A 21739-nucleotide genomic window follows, 5' to 3' on the forward strand; every position below is an offset into this window, starting at 1 on the left:
GATCCGTGCATGACGGACGTGTTCGCGCGACGCCCCGAGGGCGAGCCGGGTCTGCGGTTCTACGCGCGCGGGGTGCCGCCGTCCCTGTCCGTGCCCCCGGTGCCGCTGTCCGCGCTGCTCGACGACGCGGCCCGCCGGTTCGGGGCCCGCACGGCGCTGTCCCACGACGGCCGCCGGACCGGTTTCCGTGCGCTGCGCCGACGCGTGCTGCGGGTCGCGGCGGCGCTGGAACGGCTCGGGGTGCGGCGCGGCACCTGGGTGCTCGCGCTGCTGCCGGACTGCCCGGAGCTGGTCGTGCTGTGCCAGGCGGCGTGGCGCGTCGGGGCGGTCCTGGTGCCGTGGGATCCGGCGGACCACCGGTCGGCGGGGGCCGCCGTCGCGGGCCGGGCGGGGCCGGTGGTCGCCGTGGTGCCGCGGGGGCTGGGCGACGAGGTCGCGGGGTCGTGGGGGTGCGAGGTGCTGGTGACGGTGGATGTGGCGCGGCCCCGCCCGGCACCGTCGGCCGCAGTCGGCCGCCCGCGGGTGAAGCGCCGGCCGAGCACGGTCGTGGTCGGCTGGCGGGACCTCGTCGGCCACCGCGTCGGGGCGCTGCCCGCGACGCGGGACCGGCCCTGGTCACGCGGCTCGGAACCGGACGACATCGCGGTCGTACGGTACGGGCGTGAGGGCGCCCCGATCGCCCTGTGCCACCGGCACCTCGTCGCCGCCGCGCATCAACTCGCCGCCTGGTATCCGCAGTTGTCCAGGCACCGGAGTCGTCTGCTCTCGCTGGCGCCGCTGTGGACGGCCCCGGGGCTCGTCCTCGCGACGCTGGCGGCGCCGCTCGTGGGGGCGCGCACCGTGCTGGTGCCGGACCCGGCTCCGGCGGCGGTGCTGCGGGCCGCGCGGCGGGCCGCTCCGACCGTGCTCGCGGCGCCGCCCGCCGCCCTGGTCCGGCTCCTGGAGCGGCCCGCCCATGAGCGGGAGGCGCTCGCCACGGTCCGCGCGGTGCTCACCGCCCCGCTGGACGCGGCGACCGGTCGACAGGTGCGCGAGACGTTCGGGGCCCGGATCGTCGAGGCGTACGGGCCGGACGCGGCGTGCGGCGTCGCGCTCGCCAACCCGCCGACGGCGGACGCCCGTTCGGGTACGGCGGGGCTCGCGCTGCCCGGCACGCAGGTGCGGATCGCGGTGGAGGGAACCCTCTGCGCGGACGCGCTGCCGGGGCACGCCGGCGAACTGCTGCTGCGCGGGCCTCAGGTCAGCAGGCTTCGCGTCGGGGAGGTCAGGGACCTGCTGCCGGGCGGCTGGCTGCGGACGGGGCGGCTCGCGGTGCGCGGGCCCGACGGGTTCGTCACGTTGCTCCCCGACCCGTCCGGCACGCTCATCGACGGGGGCGACGGCGCCGGTGGCGCCCTGGACGACGTAGAGCGATGAGAGTCACCAGCGCCCCGAACAGGACGCATCCCGCGGCCAGTTGGAGCCCCGTGTCGTAGCCGTCGAGGAACGCGTCGCGCGGGTCGGCGCCGTCGCGCAGCGCGGCGCGCTCGGTGCGGGTGAGCACGATGCCGACGAGGACGACCCCGAACACACCGCTGATCTCGCGCGCCGCGCTGACCAGGCCGGACGCCATGCCGGTGCGGGTGGCGGGAACTCCCTCGACGGAGCGGACGGTCAGCGGTGTGGTGAGCGCCGAGCCGGCGCCGATCAGCAGGAGTCCCGGCTGCAACTGCGCGTACGAGGCGTGCGCGCCGGTGCGGGAGACGAGCAGCAGGCCCGCCGCGACCAGGGCGAGACCGGCGGCAATGGACCGGTGGGCGCCGGCGAAGCGGGCCGCGCGCTCCGCGAACGGGGTGCACACCAGCAGCGCCCCGGCCAGCGGCAGGAACGCGAGGCCCGCCTTCACCGGGGAGAACCCGAGCACGTGCTGGAGGTAGAGGGCGGTGAAGAAGAAGACGCCGTTGACGCCGATGCCCCACATCACCTGCGCCGCGACACCGCCGACGAGGAAGCGGTCGCGCAGCATCCGCAGATCGATCAGGGGGAGGAAGGTGCGCGTCTCGACCACCAGGAAGGCCGCCCCGGTGGCCGCCGCCAGCCACAGGCACAGAGGGACGGGCGGGGTGCTGAAGGTGTGTTCGCCGCCTTTGACCAGGGCGTAGGTGAGGAGGGACAGGGCGAGCGCGGAGAGGGCGACGCCGGGCAGGTCCAGGAGGGCGGGCAGGCGCGCGGCGCGGCTCCCGCGCGCGGCGGGGACGGCGGGCACGAGCAGCAGGGCGAGCACCCCGAACGGCACGTTGAGCAGGAACACCCAGTGCCAGCCCCAGTGTTCTGTGACGAAGCCGCCGATGACCGGGCCGAGCGCGAGGGCGACGGCGAGCGAGGCCGTCCACAGTCCCACGGCGGTGGCGCGGCGCCGGGCCGGCAGGTCGGCGGCGACGACCGCGAGGGACGCGGGGATGACGAGCGCGGCCCCGGCGCCCTGCACTGCGCGGGCCGCGACGAGCGTGGAGCCGCTGTCGGCGAGGGCGGCCGCCGCCGAGGCGAGGGTGAACACGGCGAGGCCCACGGCGAGCACCGGGCGGCGCCCGACGAGGTCGGTGAGGCGGCCGCCGGCCAGCAACAGCGCCCCGAAGGACAGGACGTAGCTGGTGGCGACCCACTCAAGGCCCGCGACGCCGAGCGCGAGGTCGTCCTGCACGGTGGGCAGCGCCACATTGATGACGGTGTTGTCCAGCGTGGTGAGGAATCCGGCGAGGGACAGCAGGACAAGGAGCGCCGACAGTCGTCCCCGGTGCATGTGCCGCTCCCCTTCCGCCGGGCCTGTCGGACAGGGGGATTGTCCGGGCCCGAGGGGCGGTCGCACTGCTGCGCGGGATGCCCATTCCGGGTGCGCGGATTGTCATCCGGCTGACAGCCGGTGCCGCGCGAACTGTCAGCGCCTCGTCTTTCTGCCGCACGCACCGAAGCGGAATCTTGGGCCTCTGCCCCACCGTCCGTCACCTCCGTGGAGTTGCCGTCATGACCTCCCCGACGACTGACCCGACCGCCGCCGCCCTGCCCGGCCCGCCATCCGAGGACGCCGACGCCGACGCGCCGCTGCTCACCGACCGGCTGCGGCACTGGGCGACGGAGCGCGCCGCCCGGCGGGCCTTCACCCAGGTCGACTTCCCCGAGCCGGACTCGCCCGGTGTGCACCGCACGCTGGGCTGGCGCTCGCTCGACGAGCGGGCCCGCGCGGTCGCGGGTCTCCTCGCGCGGACGGTGCGCCCGGCGGACCGGGTCGCGCTGCTGCTGCCGCAGGGCCTCGACTACGCGGTGGCGTTCCTGGGCTGTCTGTACGCGGGCGTGATCGCGGTGCCGCTCTTCGGCCCCGAACTGCCGGGCCACGAGGGCCGGTTGACGGCTGTACTGGAGGACTGTGAACCGGCGTGCGTGCTCACGGACGGCCCGTCGCGGGGTTCCGTGGAGGCGTTCGTCGGCGGCCGGATCCCGGTGCTCGACACGCGGGCGCCGGGCGCGGCCCCGCCGGCGGCCGAGCTGCCGCGCCCCGCGCCCGACGACGTGGCGTATCTCCAGTACACGTCGGGCTCCACGCGCAGCCCGTCCGGGGTGATGGTGACGCACGCGAACGTCGTCGCGAACGCGCGTCAGGCGGTGACCGCGTTCGGCGCCGCGGCGGGCCGCAGCACGTCGGTCGGCTGGCTGCCGCTCTTCCACGACATGGGTCTGGTGCTGAGCGTGGCCGCGCCCGTGTACGCGGGGTTCTCCTCGGTGCTGCTCGACCCGGTGGCGTTCCTGGAGCGGCCGGTGCGCTGGCTGCGACTCCTCGGCGGCTACCCGGGGACGATCAGCGCCGCGCCGAACTTCGCGTACGACTACTGCGTCACGCGGATCGAAGCCGAGGAGGTGGCCGGGCTGCGCCTGGACCGGGTGGCGGCGCTGCTCAACGGCAGCGAGCCGGTGCGGCCGGGGACGCTGGAGCGGTTCCGGACGGTGTTCGGCGCGGCGGGTCTCGCGGCGCGGGCGGTCTGTCCCGCGTACGGGCTTGCGGAGGCGACGGTGTTCGTGACCGCGGACGGGCCCGCGGAGCCGTCGGTGACGGTGGAGTGCGACGCGGCGGCGCTCGCGGCGGGCCGGATCGAGCCGGGCGGGACCGCGCGCCTGGCCGACTGCGGGCGGCCGGTGGGCCAGGAGGTGCGGATCGCGGACCCGCGCACGGGCGCGGAGCTCGGCGCGGACCGGGTCGGCGAGATCGTGGTGCGCGGGCCGAACATCGGCGCGGGCTACTGGAAGCAGCCCGCGCGCACGGCCGAGACCTTCCGCGACGGATGGCTGCGCACCGGGGATCTGGGGGCGCTGCACGAGGGGCGGCTGCTGGTGACGGGCCGCCTGAAGGACCTCATCGTCGTCGACGGCCGCAACCACTATCCGCAGGACGTGGAGGAGACCGTGCAGTCCGTGGTGGAGGCGGTGCGCAGGGACCGGCTCGCGGCCTTCCTCGTGCCGCACCCCGCCGGGGTGGAGGAGGGCGAGGAGCTGGTGGTCGTCGCCGAGGCGCGGCGCGGTACGGAGCCGGACGGGGCGGCGGTGCGGGACGCCCTGACGGCGGCGCGCGGCGCGATGGCCGCCCAACACGGCCTGCGGCTGGTCGAGTTGCTGCTCGTCCCGGCGGGTACGGTGCCGCGCACGTCGAGCGGGAAGGTGGCGCGGGCGGCGTGCCGGGAGCGGTTCCTCGCCGGGGACCTCCGGCCGTTCCCCGCGGAGGTGGCGGGATGAGCGGCGCCGAGGAGATCCGCGAGCTGCTCGTCACGCGGCTCGGCGCCTGGTACGGGGTGGCGCCCGAGGAGGTGACGGACGACCGGCCGCTCGCCGAACTGGGCCTCACCTCACGGGACGCCGTCGCGCTGACGGCGCTGCTCGGCGAGACGGTGGGGCGGCGGCTGCCCGCGACCCTGCTGTGGGAGTCGCCGACACCGGCCGCGCTCGTGGCGGCGCTGACGCAACCCGGACAGCCGCAGGAACCGGAGGCTCCGGTCCGGGGCAACAGGGCTTCTGACGATGGGAGTTCACCGGTCGCCGTGATCGGTCTCGGCTGCCGCTTTCCCGGCGGCGTCGACTCCCCGGCCGCGTACTGGCGGCTGCTCACCGAGGAACGGGACGCCGTCACGACGGCGCCCGAGGGCCGCTGGGATCCCTTTGTGCCGCCGGGTTCCGCGCTGCCCGCCGAGCTGTCCCGGCACGGCGGCTTCCTCAGGAACGACGAAGGCGATCAAGTCGGTTATTTCGACGCCGAGTTCTTCGGTATCGGCGTCGACGAGGCGCTCGCGCTCGATCCGCAGCAGCGGCTGCTCCTTGAGGTGGCGCGGGAGGCCCTCGACCATGCGGCGCTGCCCGCGCCGTCGCTCGCGGGGTCGCGGACCGGGGTGTTCGTCGGGGTCAGCGGCACCGAGTACGCGCATCTCACGGCGGCCCGGCCGGAGTCGGTGACTCCGTGGACGGCGTCGGGCGGCGCGCTGAGCGTGACCGCGGGCCGGCTGTCGTATCTGCTGGATCTGCGGGGCCCTTCGCTGGCCGTGGACACGGCGTGCTCCTCGTCGCTGGTGGCCGTCGACCACGCGGTGCGCTCCCTGGCGGACGGGTCGTCGGACGTGGCGCTCGCGGCCGGGGTGAACGTGCTGCTGTCGCCCGCCGTGACGCTCGGCTTCCAGCGGGCGGGCGCGCTGGCGGCGGACGGCCGCTGCAAGGCGTTCGACGCGGCCGCCGACGGCATGGTGCGCGGCGAGGGCTGCGGGGTCGTCGTCCTCAAGCGGCTCGCGGACGCGGAGCGGGACGGCGACCGGATCCTCGCCGTGATCACCGGTTCCGGGGTGAACAGCGACGGCCGCTCCAACGGCCTGACCGCGCCGAACGGGTCGGCGCAGCGCGCCCTCCTGCGCCAAGTGCACGGTTCCGGCGGCCGGTTGGTCGATCACGTGGAGGCGCACGGCACCGGCACCCCGCTCGGCGACCCGGTCGAGGCCGCCGCGCTCGGCGCCGCGCTCGGCCGGAGCCGCCATGCTCAGCAGCCCTTGCTGCTCGGCTCGGTGAAGACGAACCTCGGGCACCTGGAGGCCGCCGCGGGGATCGCCGGGCTGATCAAGACGGTGCTCGCCCTGCACCACGACGAGCTGCCGCCGCAACTGCACTTCACCGCGCCCGGCCCGCACCTGGACCTCGACGCGCTCGGCCTGCGGGTCGTCGCCGAGCCGGAGCCGTGGCCCCGCTACTCGGGCACGGCGACGGCGGGCGTGTCCGCGTTCGGCTTCAGCGGCACGAACGCGCATGTGGCGCTCGCCGAGTACCGCGCCCCGCTCCCGGACCGCCCGGGCCCGGCCGACCGGCCGTCGGTGCTGCTGCTCGACGCGCCGACCCGGTCCCGGCTGCGCGCCCAGGCGGGCGAGCTGGCCGACTGGCTCGACTCCCCCGGCAGCGCGCCGGCCCGCCTCGCGGACGTCGGCAGGACCCTGGCGGGCCGCACCGGCCGGGGCCGGGTGCGCGCCGCCGTCGTGACCCGCGACCGGGCCGACGCGGCGAGCGCCCTGCACCGCCTCGCCGCCGGAGCCCCGGACGCCCGCCTCGTCACGGCGGACCGGCCACCCCTGCGCGCGGGCGCCCCGGGCCCGGTGTGGGTGTTCTCCGGCTACGGATCGCAGTGGCCCGGCATGGGCCGCCGGCTCCTCGCCTCGGAACCGGTGTTCGCGGCCACCGTCGACCGGCTCGAACCGATCCTGCGCGAGCACGCCGGAGTCTCCCTGCGCGCCGCGACCGAACCCGGCTTCGACCTCTCGTCGACCGCCGTCGTGATGCCGGTCCTGTACGGGCTTCAGGTCGCGCTCGCCGAGCTGTGGCGGTCCTACGGGGTCGAGCCCGCGGCCGTGATCGGCCACTCCCTCGGGGAGATCGCGGCGGCGGTCGCGGCGCAGGCCCTCGACCCGTCGACGGGGGCGCGGATCGTCGCCGTACGCTCCCGGCTGCTTGCGACGCTGCGGGGCGGCGCGATGGCCGTCGTCGACCTTCCGGCGGAGCAAGTCACCAATGCAGCATCAGCGTTGCCGTCGGTGCACATCGCGGTGCACGCCTCACCCGCACAGTGCGTCGTCACCGGTTCGGCCGCCGACGTCGCGGCGCTCGTCGCCCGGGTGACCGGCGACGGAGGCTTCGCGCGCGCCCTGCCGGTGACCGCGGCCGGGCACTCGCCCGATGTGGAGCCGCTGCTCGACGAGTTCGCGTGGGAGATGGGCGCGGTGCCCCACGGGCCACCGCTGTGCCGCCGCTACTCCACGGTCCTGGAGGACCCGCGGGCCGGCGACCCCTGCGACACGGCGTACTGGCGGCACAACATGCGCCGCCCGGTGCGGTTCACGCAGGCGGTGCGCGCGGCGGCCGAGGACGGGCACCGGGTCTTCGTCGACGTCGCCCCGCATCCAACGCAGTTGCATCCGCTGATCCGCACCCTGGAGGCGGCGGGCGCGCCGGACGCGTTGATCGTGCCGACGCTGCGCCGCGACACCGACGACGCCCTCACGTTCCGCACCTCGCTCGCGTCGCTGCTCGTGCACGGGGTGCCGGTGCCGTCGGCGCGCGAGACGCTGCACGACGGCGGCCGGATCGTGGATGTGCCCTCACCGCGCTGGCGGCACCGCCGCTTCTGGTTCGGCGAGACACCTCCGGCGCCGGTCCCGGAGCCGGACTCCGAGCCGGGCGGCACGACCCCACTGGACCGCCTGCGGGCCCTGGTCGCGGGCGTGATGGGCTTCGGGCCCGACCGTCTCGACCCCGACGTGCCGCTCACCGAACTGGGCCTCGACTCCCTCACCGCCGTGCGCATCCGGACAGCCGTGGAGCGGGAGTTCGGGGTGGCCGTGGAGGCCGGGGCGCTGCTGCGGCAAGGGACGCTGCGGGGCGTCGCGGAGCTGCTGGACGACACCGGGAACGTGGCGCCGCCGCGCCTCCCCGACCCCTCCGCGACGCCCGCCACCGCCGAGCACTCCGGCACCCCCGGCCTCCTGCGCACGTTCCCCGGCGACGGACCCAGCGCTCCGCTCTTCCTGTGCCATGCCGCGGGTGGTTCGAGCGACGTGTACGGGCGGCTCGCCGCGCGGCTCGACGGGCGGCGCCCGGTGTTCGGCCTCGACCGCGTCGAACGGCCCGACGACGTGTCGGCCCGGGCAGCCGAGTTCGCCGCCCGTATCCGCGCGGTCAGGCCCGAGGGTCCCTGGGCGGTGGGCGGCTGGTCGTACGGCGGGCTCGTCGCCCAGGAGACCGCGCGGCTGCTGTCCCGGCAGGGTACGGTCCCGGCGCTCATTCTCGTCGACTCTGTGCTGCCGCTCCCGGCGCCGCCGGCCCGCACCCCGGCCGACGAGGCACGGCGCCGCTTCGCGGACTTCGCCGCGTACATCGCCACGACCTACGGCGCCGAACTCGACCTGCCCTACGACGCGTTGGGGACACTGGACGACACCGGCCAGGTCGACCTGGTGCTCAAGCTCCTCGAGCAGGCCGTCGAGCTACCCGCCGCCGTCCTCGCCCACCAGCGGACCTCGTACCTCGATCTGCGCAGCGGCGAACGGCACACGCCACAGCCGTACGGCGGCCGCACCCTGCTGTACCGGGCGACGCTGCCCGCGCCGCACACGGTGCGCGACGTCCGCTACGAGCGCACCGACGCGGCGCTCGGCTGGGACGCGTACTGCCGCGATCTCACCGTCACCCCGCTCACCGGCCATCACCTGGCGCTGCTCGATCCACCGGTGGTCGACGAGCTGGCCACAGCCCTGGCCCGTGACCTCGCCGCCAACTGAACCGTCCGACAACCCACTTGGAGTCCTCATGCGCCGTCACCGCAGACCGGTCCGCGCCCGTTCGACGGCGCTCGTGGCCGCCGTCGCCCTCCTCGCCACCGGCGGCGCGCTCGGCGCGTCGACGGCGCAGGGCGCGCAGGCCACGGCCGTCCGGCAGGGGGTGCGGGCCGACGACGGGGCCACGATCGTCGGGCAGACCTGGCTCGACGCGCGCACGGTCGACCTGACCGTCCGCTCCCCCGCCGTGGGCGCCGACGTACCGGTGCGGGTCCTGCTGCCCGCCTCGTACGCGAGCGCGCCCGACCGGGAGCGGCCCGTCCTCTATCTGCTGCAAGGGGCGCACGACGACTACACGTCGTGGACGCGGGAGACGGACATCGAGACGTTCCTCGCCGACAGGGACGTCATCACCGTCATGCCGTCCTCGGGTCCGACCGGGATCCCCACCGACTGGTGGAATTTCGGGCGGAGTTCGCCCGACTACGAGACGTTCCAGGGCGACGAGGTGATGCAGCTGCTGCGCGGCGCGTTCCACGCGGGCGAGCGGCGGGCCGTCGCGGGGGTGTCCACCGGCGGCTACGGCGCGCTGGCGTTCGCGGCGCGCAGGCCCGGCACGTTCGCCGCGGCCGCCTCGTACAGCGGGGTGCTCGACACGACCGCGCTCGGCATGGTCACCGTCTTGGGCGCGATCGTGGCCCGCGAGCTGCAACTGCCCGGCAGCCTGTGGGGCAGCTCCCTCCTCCAGCGGGCGAACTGGAACGCGCACAACCCCTACGCCCTCGCCGACCGCCTCAAAGGCACCCGTCTGTACCTCTCGCAGGGCAGCGGCGTCCCCAGTACCGACTTCGGAAATCTCGAAGGCGCCGTCCTGGAGGGCACGTTGTGGGGCCAGGCGAACAAGTTCGCCGCACGTCTGGCCGACCTCGGCGTGCCCGCGCAGACACATCTGTACCAGGGCGGCACGCACGCCTGGTCGTCCTGGCAGGCCGAGTTCAGGACCTCGTGGCCGACGCTCGCCGCAGGCCTCGGACTCCCCGGCAACTGACCTCTCCCCACGCCCGGAAGGAACGTCATGGAACACGATCCGCTCGCCGAGGCGGTGCTGGCCGACGCGCCGCCCGAGATCCTCGATGGGTTACCGGTCCCGCAGACGTACGTGGCCGCGCATCTGCGGGCCGAGGACGTCGGCACGTTCACCGGTGTCGACGACAAGGACGTCCGCAAGTCGATCCACGTCGGCCGGGTCCCGATGCCCGAACTCGCCCCGGACGAAGTGCTGGTGGCGGTGCTCGCCAGCGGCATCAACCACAACACCGTGTGGTCGGCGATGTTCGAGCCGCTGCCCACCTTCGACTTTCTGCGCAGGTTCGGCCGCGACGGCGGCTGGGCGGCACGGCACGACGCCCCGCAGCACGTCATCGGCTCGGACGCGGCCGGAGTGGTCGTGCGCGCAGGAGCGGGAGTCCGCCGCTGGCGGGTCGGCGACCGGGTGGTCGTCTCGCCCGTGTACGTCGACGACGAGGACCCGGCGACGCACGCCGACGGCATGCGCGGCGCCTCCCAGCTCGCCTGGGGTTTCGAGACGAACTTCGGCGGCCTCGCCCACTACTGCGTCGCCCGCGCCAACCAACTCCTGCCCAAACCGGCGCACTTGACGTGGGAGGAGGCGGCCAGCAATCCGCTGTGCGCGGGCACCGCGTACCGGATGCTCGTCAGCGAGCGGGGCGCCCGGATGAAGCAGGGCGACGTCGTCCTCATCTGGGGCGCCGCGGGCGGCCTCGGCGCGTACGCCGCGCAGCTCGTGCGCGCCGGTGGTGGCATCGCCGTCGGTGTCGTCGGAAGCGAGGAAAAGGCGCGCGCCGCAAAGGAGTTCGGCTGCCATGTCGTGATCGACCGGCGCGAGATCGGTCTCGACGGCCGGGTGCCCGACGACCCCTCCGTGCCGGGGCGCCGCCTCGGCACGCTGATCAGGAAGGCGGTCGGCGACGACCCGCACATCGTCTTCGAGCACGTCGGCCGGGCCACCTTCGGCGTGTCCGTGTACGTGGTCGGGCGCGGCGGCACCGTGGTGACGTGCGGCTCGACGACCGGCTACCAGCACGAGTTCGACAACCGCTACCTGTGGATGCGGCTCAAGCGCGTCATCGGCAGCCACGGCGTGAACCTCGACGAACTGGCCGCCATGCAGCGCCTGGTGGAGCTGGGCCGACTGCGGCCCGCGCTGTCGGTGACGTACCCGCTGGAGGAGACGGCGGAGGCGGCCCGCCTGGTGCAGAGCGGCCGGCACATCGGCAAGGTCGGGGTGCTGGCGCTCGCGCCGCGCACCGGACTGGGAATCAGCGGGCCCGCGCCGGTTTCCTAGGGGCCGGTGAGCATGGGGGCCATCAGAACTGTCAGGTATATGACAGTCTTCAGTACGGAGGCAGGTTGCGTCTGGCGCCCTGGGCGCGGGGGCCCCACCATGGCGTACCCCCGCAGAACCCCTACAGATTCCCCCCAGGATCCCCGCCTCTGCTGGAGAACCCCCATGACCACCGCTCTGGCGCAGCCGTTCCCCTCCGCGCCTCCCCCGCACGAATTGCGCCGCCTGCTCGGCCGGTACGTCCCGGCCGCCGTCGCGGAGATGGAGCACGAGGTCGCCGCCCGGCTCCCGGCGTACGCCGACGCGTTCAACCGCACCCGGGACTTCTCGGTGCGCCGGGTCGTCGACCGGACCGTGCACCTGTTCCTCGCCGCGCTGGGCGCACCGGGCCCCGGCTCGGCCGCCCCGCTGTCGGATCTCACCGCCTTCTACGAGCGGATCGGCGCCCAGCACTGCCGGGCGGGCTACCCGGTCGACACGCTGGGCACGGCCCTGGGCGTCGCGGGCCAGGTGGCCCGCAGACGGCTGATCAGGGCCGCGTACCAGTTCCACTGGCCGGAGTCGACGCTGGAGTGCCTGATCGAGACGACGTTCGTGCTGATCCGCACGGCGACCGAGTCCGCGCTGGGCGGCTTCGCCCAGGAGGACGGGCCGCGCTCGCTCCTCGACGGACGGCGGGCGCGGCTGCGGGACGCGCTGGTCGCGGACCTCACCGTCGACGGCGACTCGCTCGCCGCTCTCGCCGAGGCGGCCGCCTGGCCGCTGCCCGACGCCGTCACCGTGGTCGCCCTGCCGCCGGGCACGGCGGCGCCCGCGGCCGCGCTCCCCGACGAGGTGCTGGTGCAGGACGCGCCCGAGGCCCCGTATCTGATCGTGCCCGGCGAACGCGTCGGGTTCCCGCTGCTGCGCACGAGAGGCGCGGCGCTCGGCCCCCTGGTGCCGGTCGGCCGGGCCGCGGACTCGCTGCGCTGGGCGCTGCACGCCGTCGACCTGGTCCGCCGCGGTGTGCTGCCCGTGGGCCGGCCGCTGCGCTGCGCCGACCATCTGGCGACGCTCACCGCGTCCCGGGCCGGTGATCTGCTGGACGCGGCGGCCGTGCGGACGCTCGGCCCGCTGCTCGAACTGCCCGAGCGCCGCCGGGGCCCGCTGCTGCGCACCCTGTTCGCCTATCTCGACAGCGGCGACAACGCCGTGGTGACGGCCAGGCGCCTGTACGTGCACGAGCAGACGGTGCGCTACCGGCTGCGGCAGATCGCCGAGGTGACCCGGGACGCCCAGCCGAGCGCCCAGGGCCGCCTGGAGACGATGCTGGTGCTCGCGCGGCTGCTCGGTGGCGGCGGTGCCGTGGCGCGGCCCTGACCGTCGCGCGCTCCCCCGCTTGCGGGTCTCCGGTGGATCCGAGGGCCCGTTCGGTTCTACGGTCGAGGGCACGGACACGTACACCCTCGCGGAACACGGAGCTGACCCCCCATGTCGAAGATTCTTTTCGTCGTCACCGGCGCCGACCACTGGACCCTCGCCGACGGCACCCTGCACCCCACCGGCTTCTGGGCCGAGGAGGCCGCCGCCCCCTACGAGGCGTTCAAGGCCGCTGGCCACGAGGTCGTCGTCGCCACGCCCGGCGGCGTCGTGCCCACCGTCGACCGGGGCAGCCTCGCGCCGGAGATGAACGGCGGCCAGGAGGGCGCCGACCGGATCGAGCGCCTCCTCGCCACGATGACGGAGCTGCAGTCCCCGCTGAAGCTGGACGAGGTCGACCTGGACGACTACGCCGCCGTCTTCTACCCGGGCGGCCACGGGCCCATGGAGGACCTCGCCGTCGACGCGGACTCCGGTGCGCTGCTGACCCGCGCCCTCGACTCCGGCAAGCCCCTCGGGGTGGTCTGCCACGGCCCGGCCGCGCTGCTCGCCGCGACACGGGACGACGGCACGAACACGTTCCAGGGCTACGAGGTCGCCGCGTTCACCAACGAGGAGGAGACGCAGGCCGGTCTCGCCGACCGTGCGAAGTGGCTCCTCCAGGACCGGCTCACCGACGCCGGTGTACGGGTCCTCGTGGGCGACGCGTGGGCGCCGAAGGTGGTCAGCGACCGCAACCTCGTCACCGGCCAGAACCCAGCCTCCTCGGTTCCGCTCGCCGCCGAGCTGCTCAAGCGCCTGGGCTGAGCGGCGTTCGGCCGACGGCGTCCTGCGCGGCGGCCGCCGCGCAGGACGCCTCGATCTCGCCCAGGCCCTTGATGGCCGCGCGGACGTGCTGCCCCGGGGCGAGGGGGTGGTCGAGCGCGCCACCCGGTGTGCCCGTGGTGAGGAGGTCGCCGGGGCGCAGCTCGGTCACCGTGCTGGCGTGCGCGACGAGGGTCGCGACGTCGAAGCGGAGTTCCGAGGTGTTGGCCTTCTGGACCAGCCGCCCGTCGAGCGTGCCCGTGAGCGTCAGCCCGCGCGCCCCGGGCGGCAGCTGGTCGGGGGTGACCAGTTCGGGACCGATCAGCAGGGTGTCGTGGACGCGGACCGTGACGACGTACCCGGCGATGTGCCGGAAGGCCGCCACGGTCGGAACGCGCTGGGCCCGGCGGGCGATGACGACGCCGAGTTCGACGCCCCACCGCACTGCCTGCCGGGCCGGAGCGGGGAGCGGCACGGTGGTCTCCGCGCCCGCCGTGACGGCCGGCCAGGTGATCCGCACCGCCGGCGCCGTCGGCCGGTCCTGCCCCAGCTCCTTGCTGCGCGTCGGGTAGTTGGACTCCGCGCGGACGACCCGGCCGGGGCGGAACAGGGGCTGCGCCGGGGTGGTGGCGCGCAGCGGGAGTCGCTCGCCGTCGTGAGCGGCGGCGGCGCGCGCCCAGTCCGGGTCCGACGCGACCAGGGCGCCGACATCGGTGTGGGGCAGGAGCGTCAGGTACTTCCTGTCGATGCGGGCGGCCGCGGTGCGGTCACGGGTGACGCGAAGCGTGGTGAGCCTCATCGGTGTCGTCCTTCGGCGCGGTGGTCGAGTCGGGCAGGAGCAGGCGGAAGGTGCAGCCTTCGCCGGGGTGGTTGTCCAGTTCGAGCCGCCCGCCGTGCGCCGTCGCGATGGCGGAGGCGATGGCGAGTCCGAGGCCGGAGCCGGGTTCGGGCTGGGGCTCGGGCTCGGGGCTGCCCGGCTCTTCGGGGCGGGATGCGGCTTCCGTCGCGCCGGGCGGGTCCTGCGGCTCGAACGGTGTCGCGCGGTAGAAGCGCTCGAAGACGTGCGGGGCCTCCTCCGGGCTGATGCCGGGGCCGTCGTCGGCGACCTCGACGACGCACAGCGGCGGGCCGGGGACGCGGACGGCGCCGACCCGGACGCGGATGCGGGCCTCGGCGGGAGTGTGCGTACAGGCGTTGGCGAGCAGGTTGCCGAGGACCTGGGCGAGCTGGTGCGGGTCGCCCGGCGCCTCGATGACGTCGAGGTCGCTCTCGGCGTCGGCCGCGGGATCGGTGGACGGGGGCCGGGCGGGGCGGTCCCGGGGCGGGGCGGCGAGGGGTTCCAGGGCGATGGCGCGCCGGGGGTGACGGATCGCGGTGGTGGCGATGGCGTCGGCCGCAAGGGAGAGCAGGTCGACCGGTTCGCGGTGCGCGGCGGGTGTGCCGCCGGTGTCGTGACTCGCCCCCGTCCCCGACCCGGAGCCGGTCCCGGCCCCGCTCGCGCTCTCGCCGAGCTTGGCGAGGAGGAACAGATCGTCCACGAGGCGGCTCATGCGGTCGGCGTTGCGGGCGATCAGCTCGTGCGCCTCGCGGCGCCGGTCCTCGGTCATGTCCGGTTCGTCGAGGAGGAGTTCGGCGAAGCCCTGCACGGCGGTGAGCGGTGTGCGCAGCTCGTGTCCGGCGTCCGCGAGGAAGCGCCGCAGCTGCTGTTCGGAGTTCTCGGTGCGGTGCAGCGCGGTGCGCAGCCGGTCGAGCATGGTGTTGAGGGCCAGGCCGAGCCGGCCGACCTCGGTGTCCCGGTCCGTGACGGGCACGTTGAGTTCCAGGGCGCCTTCGGTGATGTGCTGGGCGGTGCGCTCGACCCGGGTGAGGGGGCGCAGGCCGAGGCGGACGGCCCCATTGCCCAGGACGACGACACCGACGGCTGCGGCGGCGCCGAGCCCGAAGCTGAGCCAGAGGAGCTTGGTGGTGGCGCCGTCCACGGTGTCCAGGGGCAGGGCGACGACGGCCCGCATGCCGTCCGGGCCGGCGTAGGAGACCGCCCGCCAGTCCGCCCCGGCGGAGCCGTCCTCGGCCGGAATGGTGCCCGGCTTTCCCCCCGTCAGATTCAAGTCCTTCTCGTTCTGCGGGAGTTGGGGTTCCGGGTTGCTGCTGGTGCCCAGTGAGATGCTCAGCAGCCGTCCGCGTCCGTCGTAGAAGAAGACCCGGTAGTCGGAGGGCAGCGCGTTCTCCGAGCGCGGCATCCGGAGCTTCTTGTCGTCGGCGACGGCCTCGTAGACCTGGGGCGGCGGCTTGAAGTGCGAGAGCCGCCCGTCGACCTGGTCGGTGAGCCAGCCGCGCAGCACGGTCAGTCCGGCGAGCTGGCACCCGAGGACGGCGCTGGTGGCGAGGAGCCCGGCGATCAGGACGAGACGGCCGCGCAGGGAGCGTGGGCGCGGCAGCCGTCGGCCCAGCGCTCGCAGACGCCGTCCCGGTGACCGCAGGCGCGGACGCCCGAAGCGCTGCCGCCTCACCGCGCACCCGCCCCCGTCCCCGCCTCGTCACGCGGCAGCCGCAGGCAGTAGCCGACCCCGCGCACGGTGTGGATCAGCGAGGGCGCGTCGCGGTCGATCTTGCGGCGCAGGTTCTTGACGTAGGTGTCGACGATCCGGGTGTCGCCGGAGAAGTCGTACTGCCAGACCTGCTGAAGGATCTCGGCCTTCTCCAGGACCCGCTCGGCGTGTTCCAGCAGGCAGGCCAGGAGCCGGAACTCGGTCGGCGACAGCTTCAGCGGGTGGTGCGCGCGGGAGACCTCGTGGGTCGTCTCGTCCAGGGTCAGGTCGGCGTACCGCAGCGGCGGGCGGTGACCGGCCGCGGAGGCCGGTGTCCCGGTGCGGCGCAGGATGGCGCGGATGCGCAGCAGCACCTCCTGCACGTGGAAAGGCTTGGTGACGTAGTCGTCGCCGCCCGAGCTCAGGCCGATGATGCGGTCCTCGACTCCGGCCCTCGCGGTGAGGAACAGCACGGGCGTGTAGACGCCCTGCGCGCGCAGATCGCGCGTGACCTGGAAGCCGTCGGTGTCGGGCAGCAGCACGTCGAGGACGATCAGATCGGGCCGCTTGCTGCCGGCCTGGAACATGGCCTGCTGCCCGCTGGCCGCGCTCGCCACGGCGTACCCCGCCGCGCCGAGCGCGGAGGTGAGCAGCGTACGGATGCTGGCGTCGTCCTCCACGACCAGGACGGTGTGCCCGACGGAGGGCGTGCGGGTGGGGGCGTGCTGGTCGATCACGTTCTGACACCTCGGAGTACGGACAGGCGGACCCGCGGCACTGCGGGCCGCGGTCGTGGGGCGCGATGGTAGGCAGCGACCCTGTCCACGAAAGCCGTGAAAAGCCTGCAATCAGGTGGAATCCGGCATCCCGGGCCGCGCCGTCGGGGGCGGTCCGGGATGCCGGGATCCTCAGCCGGTGACCTCCTTGTCCTCGGCCAGGGCCGCGGACCGTTCGGTGACCGTCTTCTGGAGCTTGGTCACGGCGGTGTCGAGGGTCTTGGAGTCGGCGCCCGCGTTGCGCGCCTGCTCCGCGATGTCCTTCAGGTCCGTGGCCGCGGTGCCGGAGCCGTACAGCTTCTGGTACAGCTCGCTGTACGCCTTCTTGTAGACATCGTCGAAGGCGTCGGAGTCGAGGAACTTCTCCTTCAGAGGGTGTCCGCCCATTCCGCCGCCGCCCGGCATACCGTCGGGCATCCCTTCGGGCATTCCTGAAGGCATGTCCGTCGGCATTCCTTCAGGCATCTGACCGTTGTCGGCACCACCGGCACCACCGGCACCACCGGCACCGCCCCCGCCGCCCATCATGCCGCCGCCGATCCCGACGTCGTCCTCCGGTCCGGCCGTAGCGTCCCCGCTGAACGTGAGGTTGTAGTCCCAGCCCAGGACGGAGAACTTCTTGGTGTCCAGGTCGTACCAGAGCACGTAGTTCTTGCCGGGGCCCGCCATGTCGTCGCCGTTCAGCATCAGGTTCTGCAGAGCGACGTAGGTGGCCAGCGAGTCGACGTCGACGTGCTGGTGGAGGTCGCGGGCGAACTCCTTGTCCGAGGCGCTGTCGACCCACTTGATGAACTTCATGACCGGTTCGAGGTCCTGGCTGCCCTTCTTGTTGAGCTGCTTGAAGGACGTCTCGTAGTCGGTCGGGTCGTCGCCCTTGTACTCGAAGCTGCTGCCCGCGCGCGCCTTGTAGGCCACGCCGTTGCCGTTGCCGACGCTCTCCGCGTAGTCCGTGTCCGGGCTCTCGACCATGAGGCGGGTGGCGGTCGGCCGGTTGTTCACCGTCAGCTCGGTGAAGGCGTACCGCTCGGCCTTCTGCCCGCTCCGGTCGGTGAGCTTCAGCGACAGCGCCTCGTTGAGCGGCACGTCGCCGTTGCTCCCGGGGCGCAGCGAGATCTCCCGCTCACCCTGGTACGCGCGGCCCTCGACATACTCGTCGACCTTGACGAGCCAGGGCAGTTCCTCGGGCTTCTCGGCCGACAGGTCGTAGGAGATCATCCCGCCCATGCCGCCGGCGCCGCCGGGACCACCGGCTCCGCCCGCCCCTTCCGTCTTCTTTCCTCCGCCGGTGGCGCCCGCGGAGGCGCCACCGGCCGGAGCGCCCTGCTGCCCGGCACCGGGCATGCCCTGGCCGCCACCGGGACCACCTCGGGCTCCGCCGCGCAGGGACGACAGGGTGGAGTTGCCCTTCAGCCGGATGCCGACGTCATTGAGGTAGACACCGTCGATGACGAGGTCGGCCTCGATGTAGTCCTTGGTCCCGTCGTCCTTGAACTCCTTCATCATCTTGTTGAAGTCGGTCTGCTGATAGGTCAGTTGGATCGTGTGCGACGCCGACGCGTCGTACAGGTCCACCGTTCCCCCGACGTCGTCCGTGATGGCGTCCGCCTCGACGCTCGACGACGAGGTCACGTACGGGGACATCCGCGCGTCGCCGAGGAAGGCGACCATGGCGGCGAGCCCGACGCCCAGCGCCGCGGCCGGCTTCCAGTGGTGGCGCAGGCGTACGGGCACCCGGTCCCGCAGCCGCCGCCTGCGCCGCACGGGGGTCTCGCCGCTCATCACAGGTCCGTCGTGTCGTAACCGGTGAGCACCGTGACCCGCTGGCCGGACGTACGTTCCTGAAGTGCGCTGACCAGATCGCCGGGCTCGGCGCCCTTCTTCAGCCGCACGGTGTAGAAGATCTCGCTGAGCGCTCCGCCGCGTATGGTCTCGGTGCTGACCAGCTCGAACTCGCTCGTGTACTTGATGAGGACGTCGCGGATCTGCGGGGTGTAGTCCTCACCGGCCGGGACCTGCACCTTGACGACCTGGCGCTGCACGTTCAGGGCGAACCAGTTGAACTTGAACATGAGGAGGATGACGGCGCAGATCACGACGGCGCCGACCGCGGCCAGGGTGTAGAACCGGGCGCCGCACGCCATGCCGATCGCCATGGCCAGGAAGATGAAGCCGACGTCCCTGGTCTCCTTGACGGCGTTCCGGAAGCGGACCACGGACAACGCGCCGACCAGGGAGAACGCTCGCGCCAGGTTCGACCCGACGACCAGCATGATCAGGGCGACGATCATGCCGACGATGACCAGGGTCTGCACGTACGACTGGCTGTAGGAGACGTTGCGGTGCGTGTACCGGTACGTGTAGCCGATCACCGTGGACAGGATGAACGACAGCGCCATCGCCGCCACGACGTCGGCCACGCTGAACGTGCCGCTGAGTTCCTGTAGATCGAAGTTCACTTTGCTCCTACCGTCAACGACGCGTCGTGCTGCGCCGACCGCTGCTCCAGCGGTTGCTCTTCATTGGGGGTGGGCGGCGGACAGTCCGCCTCGTTCACGTGGAAGACCGAACGCGGTGCGAGCCCGAACGCCTCGATGGACTGCACGTACTTCGAGATCCGTACGAGGTTGAGGTTGCGGCGCGCGGCGAGGTCGGTGATCCAGTGGGGGGTGCGCTCGTTCACCTTGATCTCCATCACCGACATGTGCGGCGGGATCGTGAACCGGTTCTCCGCCGTCTCGGTGCCGAAGTGGAAATCCCGGTCCCGGCCGCGGATGCGCCGGTCGAAGGTGACCCGCAGGCCCGTGTCCGCGTGGCGCCCGACGAGCGCCTCGCGCTGGTAGCCGGTGATGGCCATGGGCTGGAGGTTGAGCCGTACGACGAGTTCGAGGACCTCCTGGATGAAGGCGCTCTCCTTCGGCGAGTGCTCCACGACCGCCCGGTGGTCGCACAACTGCCGTGCCACGCCGTACGGCAGCATGATGCGCCGCTTCTGGGTGACCCGGTTGACGCGCTGCTTGATCTCGACGCAGACCGTCGAGTCGTCGGTGACCCCGTCGAGGTTCCCGTAGTGGCGGATGCGCAGCTTGCGGCGGAACTTCAGACCCTCGATCTTCTCCCAGTAGAACTGGAGTTGAGGGCTGTCGTAGTACAGGCTCCACACGCCGTAGCCGCCGACCGGACTGTGCAGGTCGGCATCCATCCGCTCGGCCAACTCGTCACGGATGTCGGCCGCCTGGTCCACGGGGACCAGGTACTTCAGCTCGAACCGATTGAACGCGTGCAGCCGACTGGCCACATGCAGTGGATCCTCGCTGCTCTCCTGGGGCACCATGCGCCTCCTTGCTCGTACGTTGCGGACCGACCGGCCTCGCATACGCAACCAACGGCGCATGAAGAGCCCATGAGAATCACGGGTTGATTTCAGGAGTCTTGAAAGAGGCCCGAAAGTGAACAGCAAGCAACGTGAAGAGTGCGGTGCGTTGTTGGGCCATGACAAAACACCGGGCGCCGCCAGATCTGGCGGCGCCCGGTGTGCACCTGCGAATGGTGTCGGTCGTGCCTCAGCCGCCGCGCCGCACCCGGGCCGCCTTGCGGGCCTCGGCGAGCTTGCGGGCCTCGCTCCCCTTGCGGGACTTGCCGCCGGAACCGGACCCGGAAGCGCCCTGGTCCTTGCTCGTACCGAGGCCCCGGAACGGTTCGTTGTGGTTCTTGGGCCGGGCCGCGGCGGGTCCGCCGTCGAGGGGGACGCCGGAGGGCTTGCGGGCGCCGGTGATCCGGCTCAGTTCCGCTTCGCCGGAGCGCACCTTGGTGGTCGTGGCGCGGACGCCCGCCTCCGCCATGACCCGGCTCGTCTCCCTGCGCTCGCCCGAGAGCACCAGGGTCACGACCGTGCCGGAGCGGCCGGCCCGTGCCGTGCGGCCCGCCCGGTGCAGATAGTCCTTCGGGTCGGTCGCCGGGGACACGTTGACCACCAGGTCGAGGTCGTCGATGTGCAGGCCGCGCGCCGCGACGTTGGTCGCCACCAGGGCGGTGACCTGTCCGTTCTTGAACTGCGCCAGGGTCCGGGTGCGCTGCGGCTGCGCCTTCCCGCTGTGCAGGGCGGCGGCCGCCACCCCGCTGGCGCGCAGATGGCGCGTGAGCAGGTCGACCCCGTGCTTCGTGTCCAGGAACAGCAGGACGCGGCCGTCACGGGCGGCGATCTCCGTGGCCACGGCGTACCGGTCCGGGCCGTGCACGAGCAGGACGTGGTGCGCGATCGCGGTGCCCGCCCCCGCCGACGGGTCGACCTCGTGGACGGCGGGATCGTGCAGATAGCGGCTGACCAGCTGATCGACGTCGCGGTCGAGCGTGGCCGAGAACAGCATGCGCTGCCCGTCGGGACGCACCTGGTCCAGGATCTCGGTGACCTGGGGCAGGAACCCCATGTCGCACATCTGGTCGGCCTCGTCCAGGACGGTGATGCGGACCCGGTCAAGCCGGCAGTCCTTGCGCTGGATCAGGTCGTGCAGGCGGCCGGGCGTCGCGATCACGATCTCGGCGCCCTCGCGCAGCGCGGCGGACTGCCGTCCGATGGAGATGCCGCCGACCACGGTCGCCAGGCGCACCCGCAGCGCCTGCGCGTACGGGGTGAGCGCCTCGCCGACCTGCTGCGCCAGCTCCCTGGTGGGTACGAGGACGAGCCCGAGCGGCTGCTTGGGCTGAGCGCGCCGGCCCGCCGTCCGGGCGAGCATCCCGACGCCGAAGGCGAGCGTCTTGCCCGATCCGGTGCGTCCGCGGCCGAGCACGTCCCGGCCCGCGAGCGCGTTCGGCAATGCGGCCGCCTGGATGGGGAAGGGCTCGCTCACGCCGAGTTCGTCGAGTGTGCGCAGCACCTCGGCCGGCAGCCCCAGCTCCGCGAAGGACGCCACGGGAGGCAGCGGCGGAGTGGGGGCGGAGTCGGCACGTGCTGAATCGCTCACAGGGAGCCTTCCTCAGAAGGGGGACCGTACCGAGGAAGGCGCGGCGGGAAACAGATCACGCTAGCACGCGGCCGCGATCCCCGGTTCGGGCCGCAGCCGGACGCCGTCGCACCCGGGCGCATCGGGAACG

The 21739-nt window shown here is 73.6% G+C and carries 15 protein-coding genes; 7 read left to right on the plus strand and 8 right to left on the minus strand.

Going from position 1 to position 21739, the window contains the following annotated elements; translation table 11 throughout:
- The first annotated feature begins 9 nt into the window (after positions 1–9).
- Positions 10–1416, plus strand: a complete 1407-nt coding sequence (locus ACFVDP_RS13105) for an AMP-binding protein (RefSeq protein ID WP_383487837.1) — start codon at positions 10–12, stop codon at positions 1414–1416.
- Here the strand turns inward: ACFVDP_RS13105 and ACFVDP_RS13110 are convergent.
- Positions 1364–2779, minus strand: a complete 1416-nt coding sequence (locus ACFVDP_RS13110) for an MFS transporter (protein WP_383487840.1) — start codon at positions 2777–2779, stop codon at positions 1364–1366. The two genes, ACFVDP_RS13105 and ACFVDP_RS13110, sit on opposite strands and share 53 nt — an antisense overlap.
- 221 nt (positions 2780–3000) lie before the next feature.
- Between ACFVDP_RS13110 and ACFVDP_RS13115 the strand changes: the two genes are divergently transcribed.
- The 6 genes from ACFVDP_RS13115 to ACFVDP_RS13140 all read left to right on the plus strand — a co-directional run bounded on the left by ACFVDP_RS13115 (position 3001) and on the right by ACFVDP_RS13140 (position 13350).
- A complete protein-coding gene (locus tag ACFVDP_RS13115; protein WP_383487843.1) occupies positions 3001–4758 on the plus strand; it encodes a fatty acyl-AMP ligase in 1758 nt (585 codons plus the stop codon).
- Positions 4755–8822: an acyltransferase domain-containing protein gene (locus tag ACFVDP_RS13120; protein ID WP_383487846.1), complete on the plus strand. Its 4068-nt coding sequence runs from the start codon at positions 4755–4757 to the stop codon at positions 8820–8822. The genes ACFVDP_RS13115 and ACFVDP_RS13120 overlap by 4 nt, the downstream gene beginning before the upstream one ends.
- 28 nt (positions 8823–8850) lie before the next feature.
- Positions 8851–9867 carry an alpha/beta hydrolase gene (locus ACFVDP_RS13125; RefSeq protein ID WP_383487849.1) on the plus strand — a complete coding sequence of 339 codons (1017 nt, stop codon included), beginning with the start codon at positions 8851–8853 and terminating at the stop codon, positions 9865–9867.
- Positions 9868–9894: 27 nt separating this feature from the next.
- Positions 9895–11184, plus strand: coding sequence for a crotonyl-CoA carboxylase/reductase (gene ccrA, locus ACFVDP_RS13130; protein WP_383487852.1), 1290 nt, complete (start codon positions 9895–9897; stop codon positions 11182–11184).
- 165 nt (positions 11185–11349) lie between these two features.
- The gene (locus ACFVDP_RS13135) at positions 11350–12543 is read left to right on the plus strand and encodes a helix-turn-helix domain-containing protein (protein WP_383487855.1); all 1194 of its coding nucleotides are present in this window, start codon (positions 11350–11352) and stop codon (positions 12541–12543) included.
- A 111-nt stretch (positions 12544–12654) separates the two neighbouring features.
- A complete protein-coding gene (locus tag ACFVDP_RS13140; RefSeq protein ID WP_383487858.1) occupies positions 12655–13350 on the plus strand; it encodes a type 1 glutamine amidotransferase domain-containing protein in 696 nt (231 codons plus the stop codon).
- Here ACFVDP_RS13140 and ACFVDP_RS13145 read toward each other — a convergent pair.
- The 7 genes from ACFVDP_RS13145 to ACFVDP_RS13175 form a co-directional block, all read right to left on the minus strand.
- Entirely contained in the window at positions 13334–14146 is an 813-nt protein-coding gene (locus ACFVDP_RS13145) for a fumarylacetoacetate hydrolase family protein (RefSeq protein ID WP_383487860.1), read from the minus strand. The two genes, ACFVDP_RS13140 and ACFVDP_RS13145, sit on opposite strands and share 17 nt — an antisense overlap.
- Complete coding sequence (locus ACFVDP_RS13150) at positions 14115–15806, minus strand: sensor histidine kinase (RefSeq protein WP_383488543.1); 1692 nt, start codon at positions 15804–15806, stop codon at positions 14115–14117. Before ACFVDP_RS13150 ends, ACFVDP_RS13145 begins: the two co-directional genes overlap by 32 nt.
- Before the next feature lie 47 nt (positions 15807–15853).
- Positions 15854–16612 (minus strand): response regulator transcription factor, encoded by a 759-nt coding sequence (locus tag ACFVDP_RS13155; protein WP_383487862.1) that lies wholly within the window; start codon positions 16610–16612, stop codon positions 15854–15856.
- Positions 16613–16783: 171 nt separating this feature from the next.
- Positions 16784–18430 carry a CotH kinase family protein gene (locus ACFVDP_RS13160; protein WP_383487864.1) on the minus strand — a complete coding sequence of 549 codons (1647 nt, stop codon included), beginning with the start codon at positions 18428–18430 and terminating at the stop codon, positions 16784–16786.
- On the minus strand, positions 18430–19107 hold the full coding sequence (locus ACFVDP_RS13165; protein WP_383487867.1) for a DUF4956 domain-containing protein: 678 nt from the start codon (positions 19105–19107) through the stop codon (positions 18430–18432). The genes ACFVDP_RS13160 and ACFVDP_RS13165 overlap by 1 nt, the downstream gene beginning before the upstream one ends.
- The gene (locus ACFVDP_RS13170) at positions 19104–19982 is read right to left on the minus strand and encodes a polyphosphate polymerase domain-containing protein (protein WP_383487870.1); all 879 of its coding nucleotides are present in this window, start codon (positions 19980–19982) and stop codon (positions 19104–19106) included. The genes ACFVDP_RS13165 and ACFVDP_RS13170 overlap by 4 nt, the downstream gene beginning before the upstream one ends.
- A 229-nt stretch (positions 19983–20211) precedes the next feature.
- Complete coding sequence (locus tag ACFVDP_RS13175; RefSeq protein ID WP_383487873.1) at positions 20212–21609, minus strand: DEAD/DEAH box helicase; 1398 nt, start codon at positions 21607–21609, stop codon at positions 20212–20214.
- Between the last annotated feature and the right edge of the window lie 130 nt (positions 21610–21739).

The organism is Streptomyces sp. NPDC057694, assembly GCF_042799415.1.
In the GTDB taxonomy this organism is placed as follows: domain Bacteria; phylum Actinomycetota; class Actinomycetes; order Streptomycetales; family Streptomycetaceae; genus Streptomyces.

What these genes read in the sequence shown, in the direction of transcription:
- ACFVDP_RS13105 (WP_383487837.1), top strand. Translation starts at nt 10, where the DNA reads ATGACGGACGTGTTCGCGCGACGCCCCGAGGGCGAGCCGGGTCTGCGG.
- ACFVDP_RS13110 (WP_383487840.1), bottom strand. Translation starts at nt 2,779, where the DNA reads ATGCACCGGGGACGACTGTCGGCGCTCCTTGTCCTGCTGTCCCTCGCC.
- ACFVDP_RS13115 (WP_383487843.1), top strand. Translation starts at nt 3,001, where the DNA reads ATGACCTCCCCGACGACTGACCCGACCGCCGCCGCCCTGCCCGGCCCG.
- ACFVDP_RS13120 (WP_383487846.1), top strand. Translation starts at nt 4,755, where the DNA reads ATGAGCGGCGCCGAGGAGATCCGCGAGCTGCTCGTCACGCGGCTCGGC.
- ACFVDP_RS13125 (WP_383487849.1), top strand. Translation starts at nt 8,851, where the DNA reads ATGCGCCGTCACCGCAGACCGGTCCGCGCCCGTTCGACGGCGCTCGTG.
- ccrA (WP_383487852.1), top strand. Translation starts at nt 9,895, where the DNA reads ATGGAACACGATCCGCTCGCCGAGGCGGTGCTGGCCGACGCGCCGCCC.
- ACFVDP_RS13135 (WP_383487855.1), top strand. Translation starts at nt 11,350, where the DNA reads ATGACCACCGCTCTGGCGCAGCCGTTCCCCTCCGCGCCTCCCCCGCAC.
- ACFVDP_RS13140 (WP_383487858.1), top strand. Translation starts at nt 12,655, where the DNA reads ATGTCGAAGATTCTTTTCGTCGTCACCGGCGCCGACCACTGGACCCTC.
- ACFVDP_RS13145 (WP_383487860.1), bottom strand. Translation starts at nt 14,146, where the DNA reads ATGAGGCTCACCACGCTTCGCGTCACCCGTGACCGCACCGCGGCCGCC.
- ACFVDP_RS13160 (WP_383487864.1), bottom strand. Translation starts at nt 18,430, where the DNA reads ATGAGCGGCGAGACCCCCGTGCGGCGCAGGCGGCGGCTGCGGGACCGG.
- ACFVDP_RS13170 (WP_383487870.1), bottom strand. Translation starts at nt 19,982, where the DNA reads ATGGTGCCCCAGGAGAGCAGCGAGGATCCACTGCATGTGGCCAGTCGG.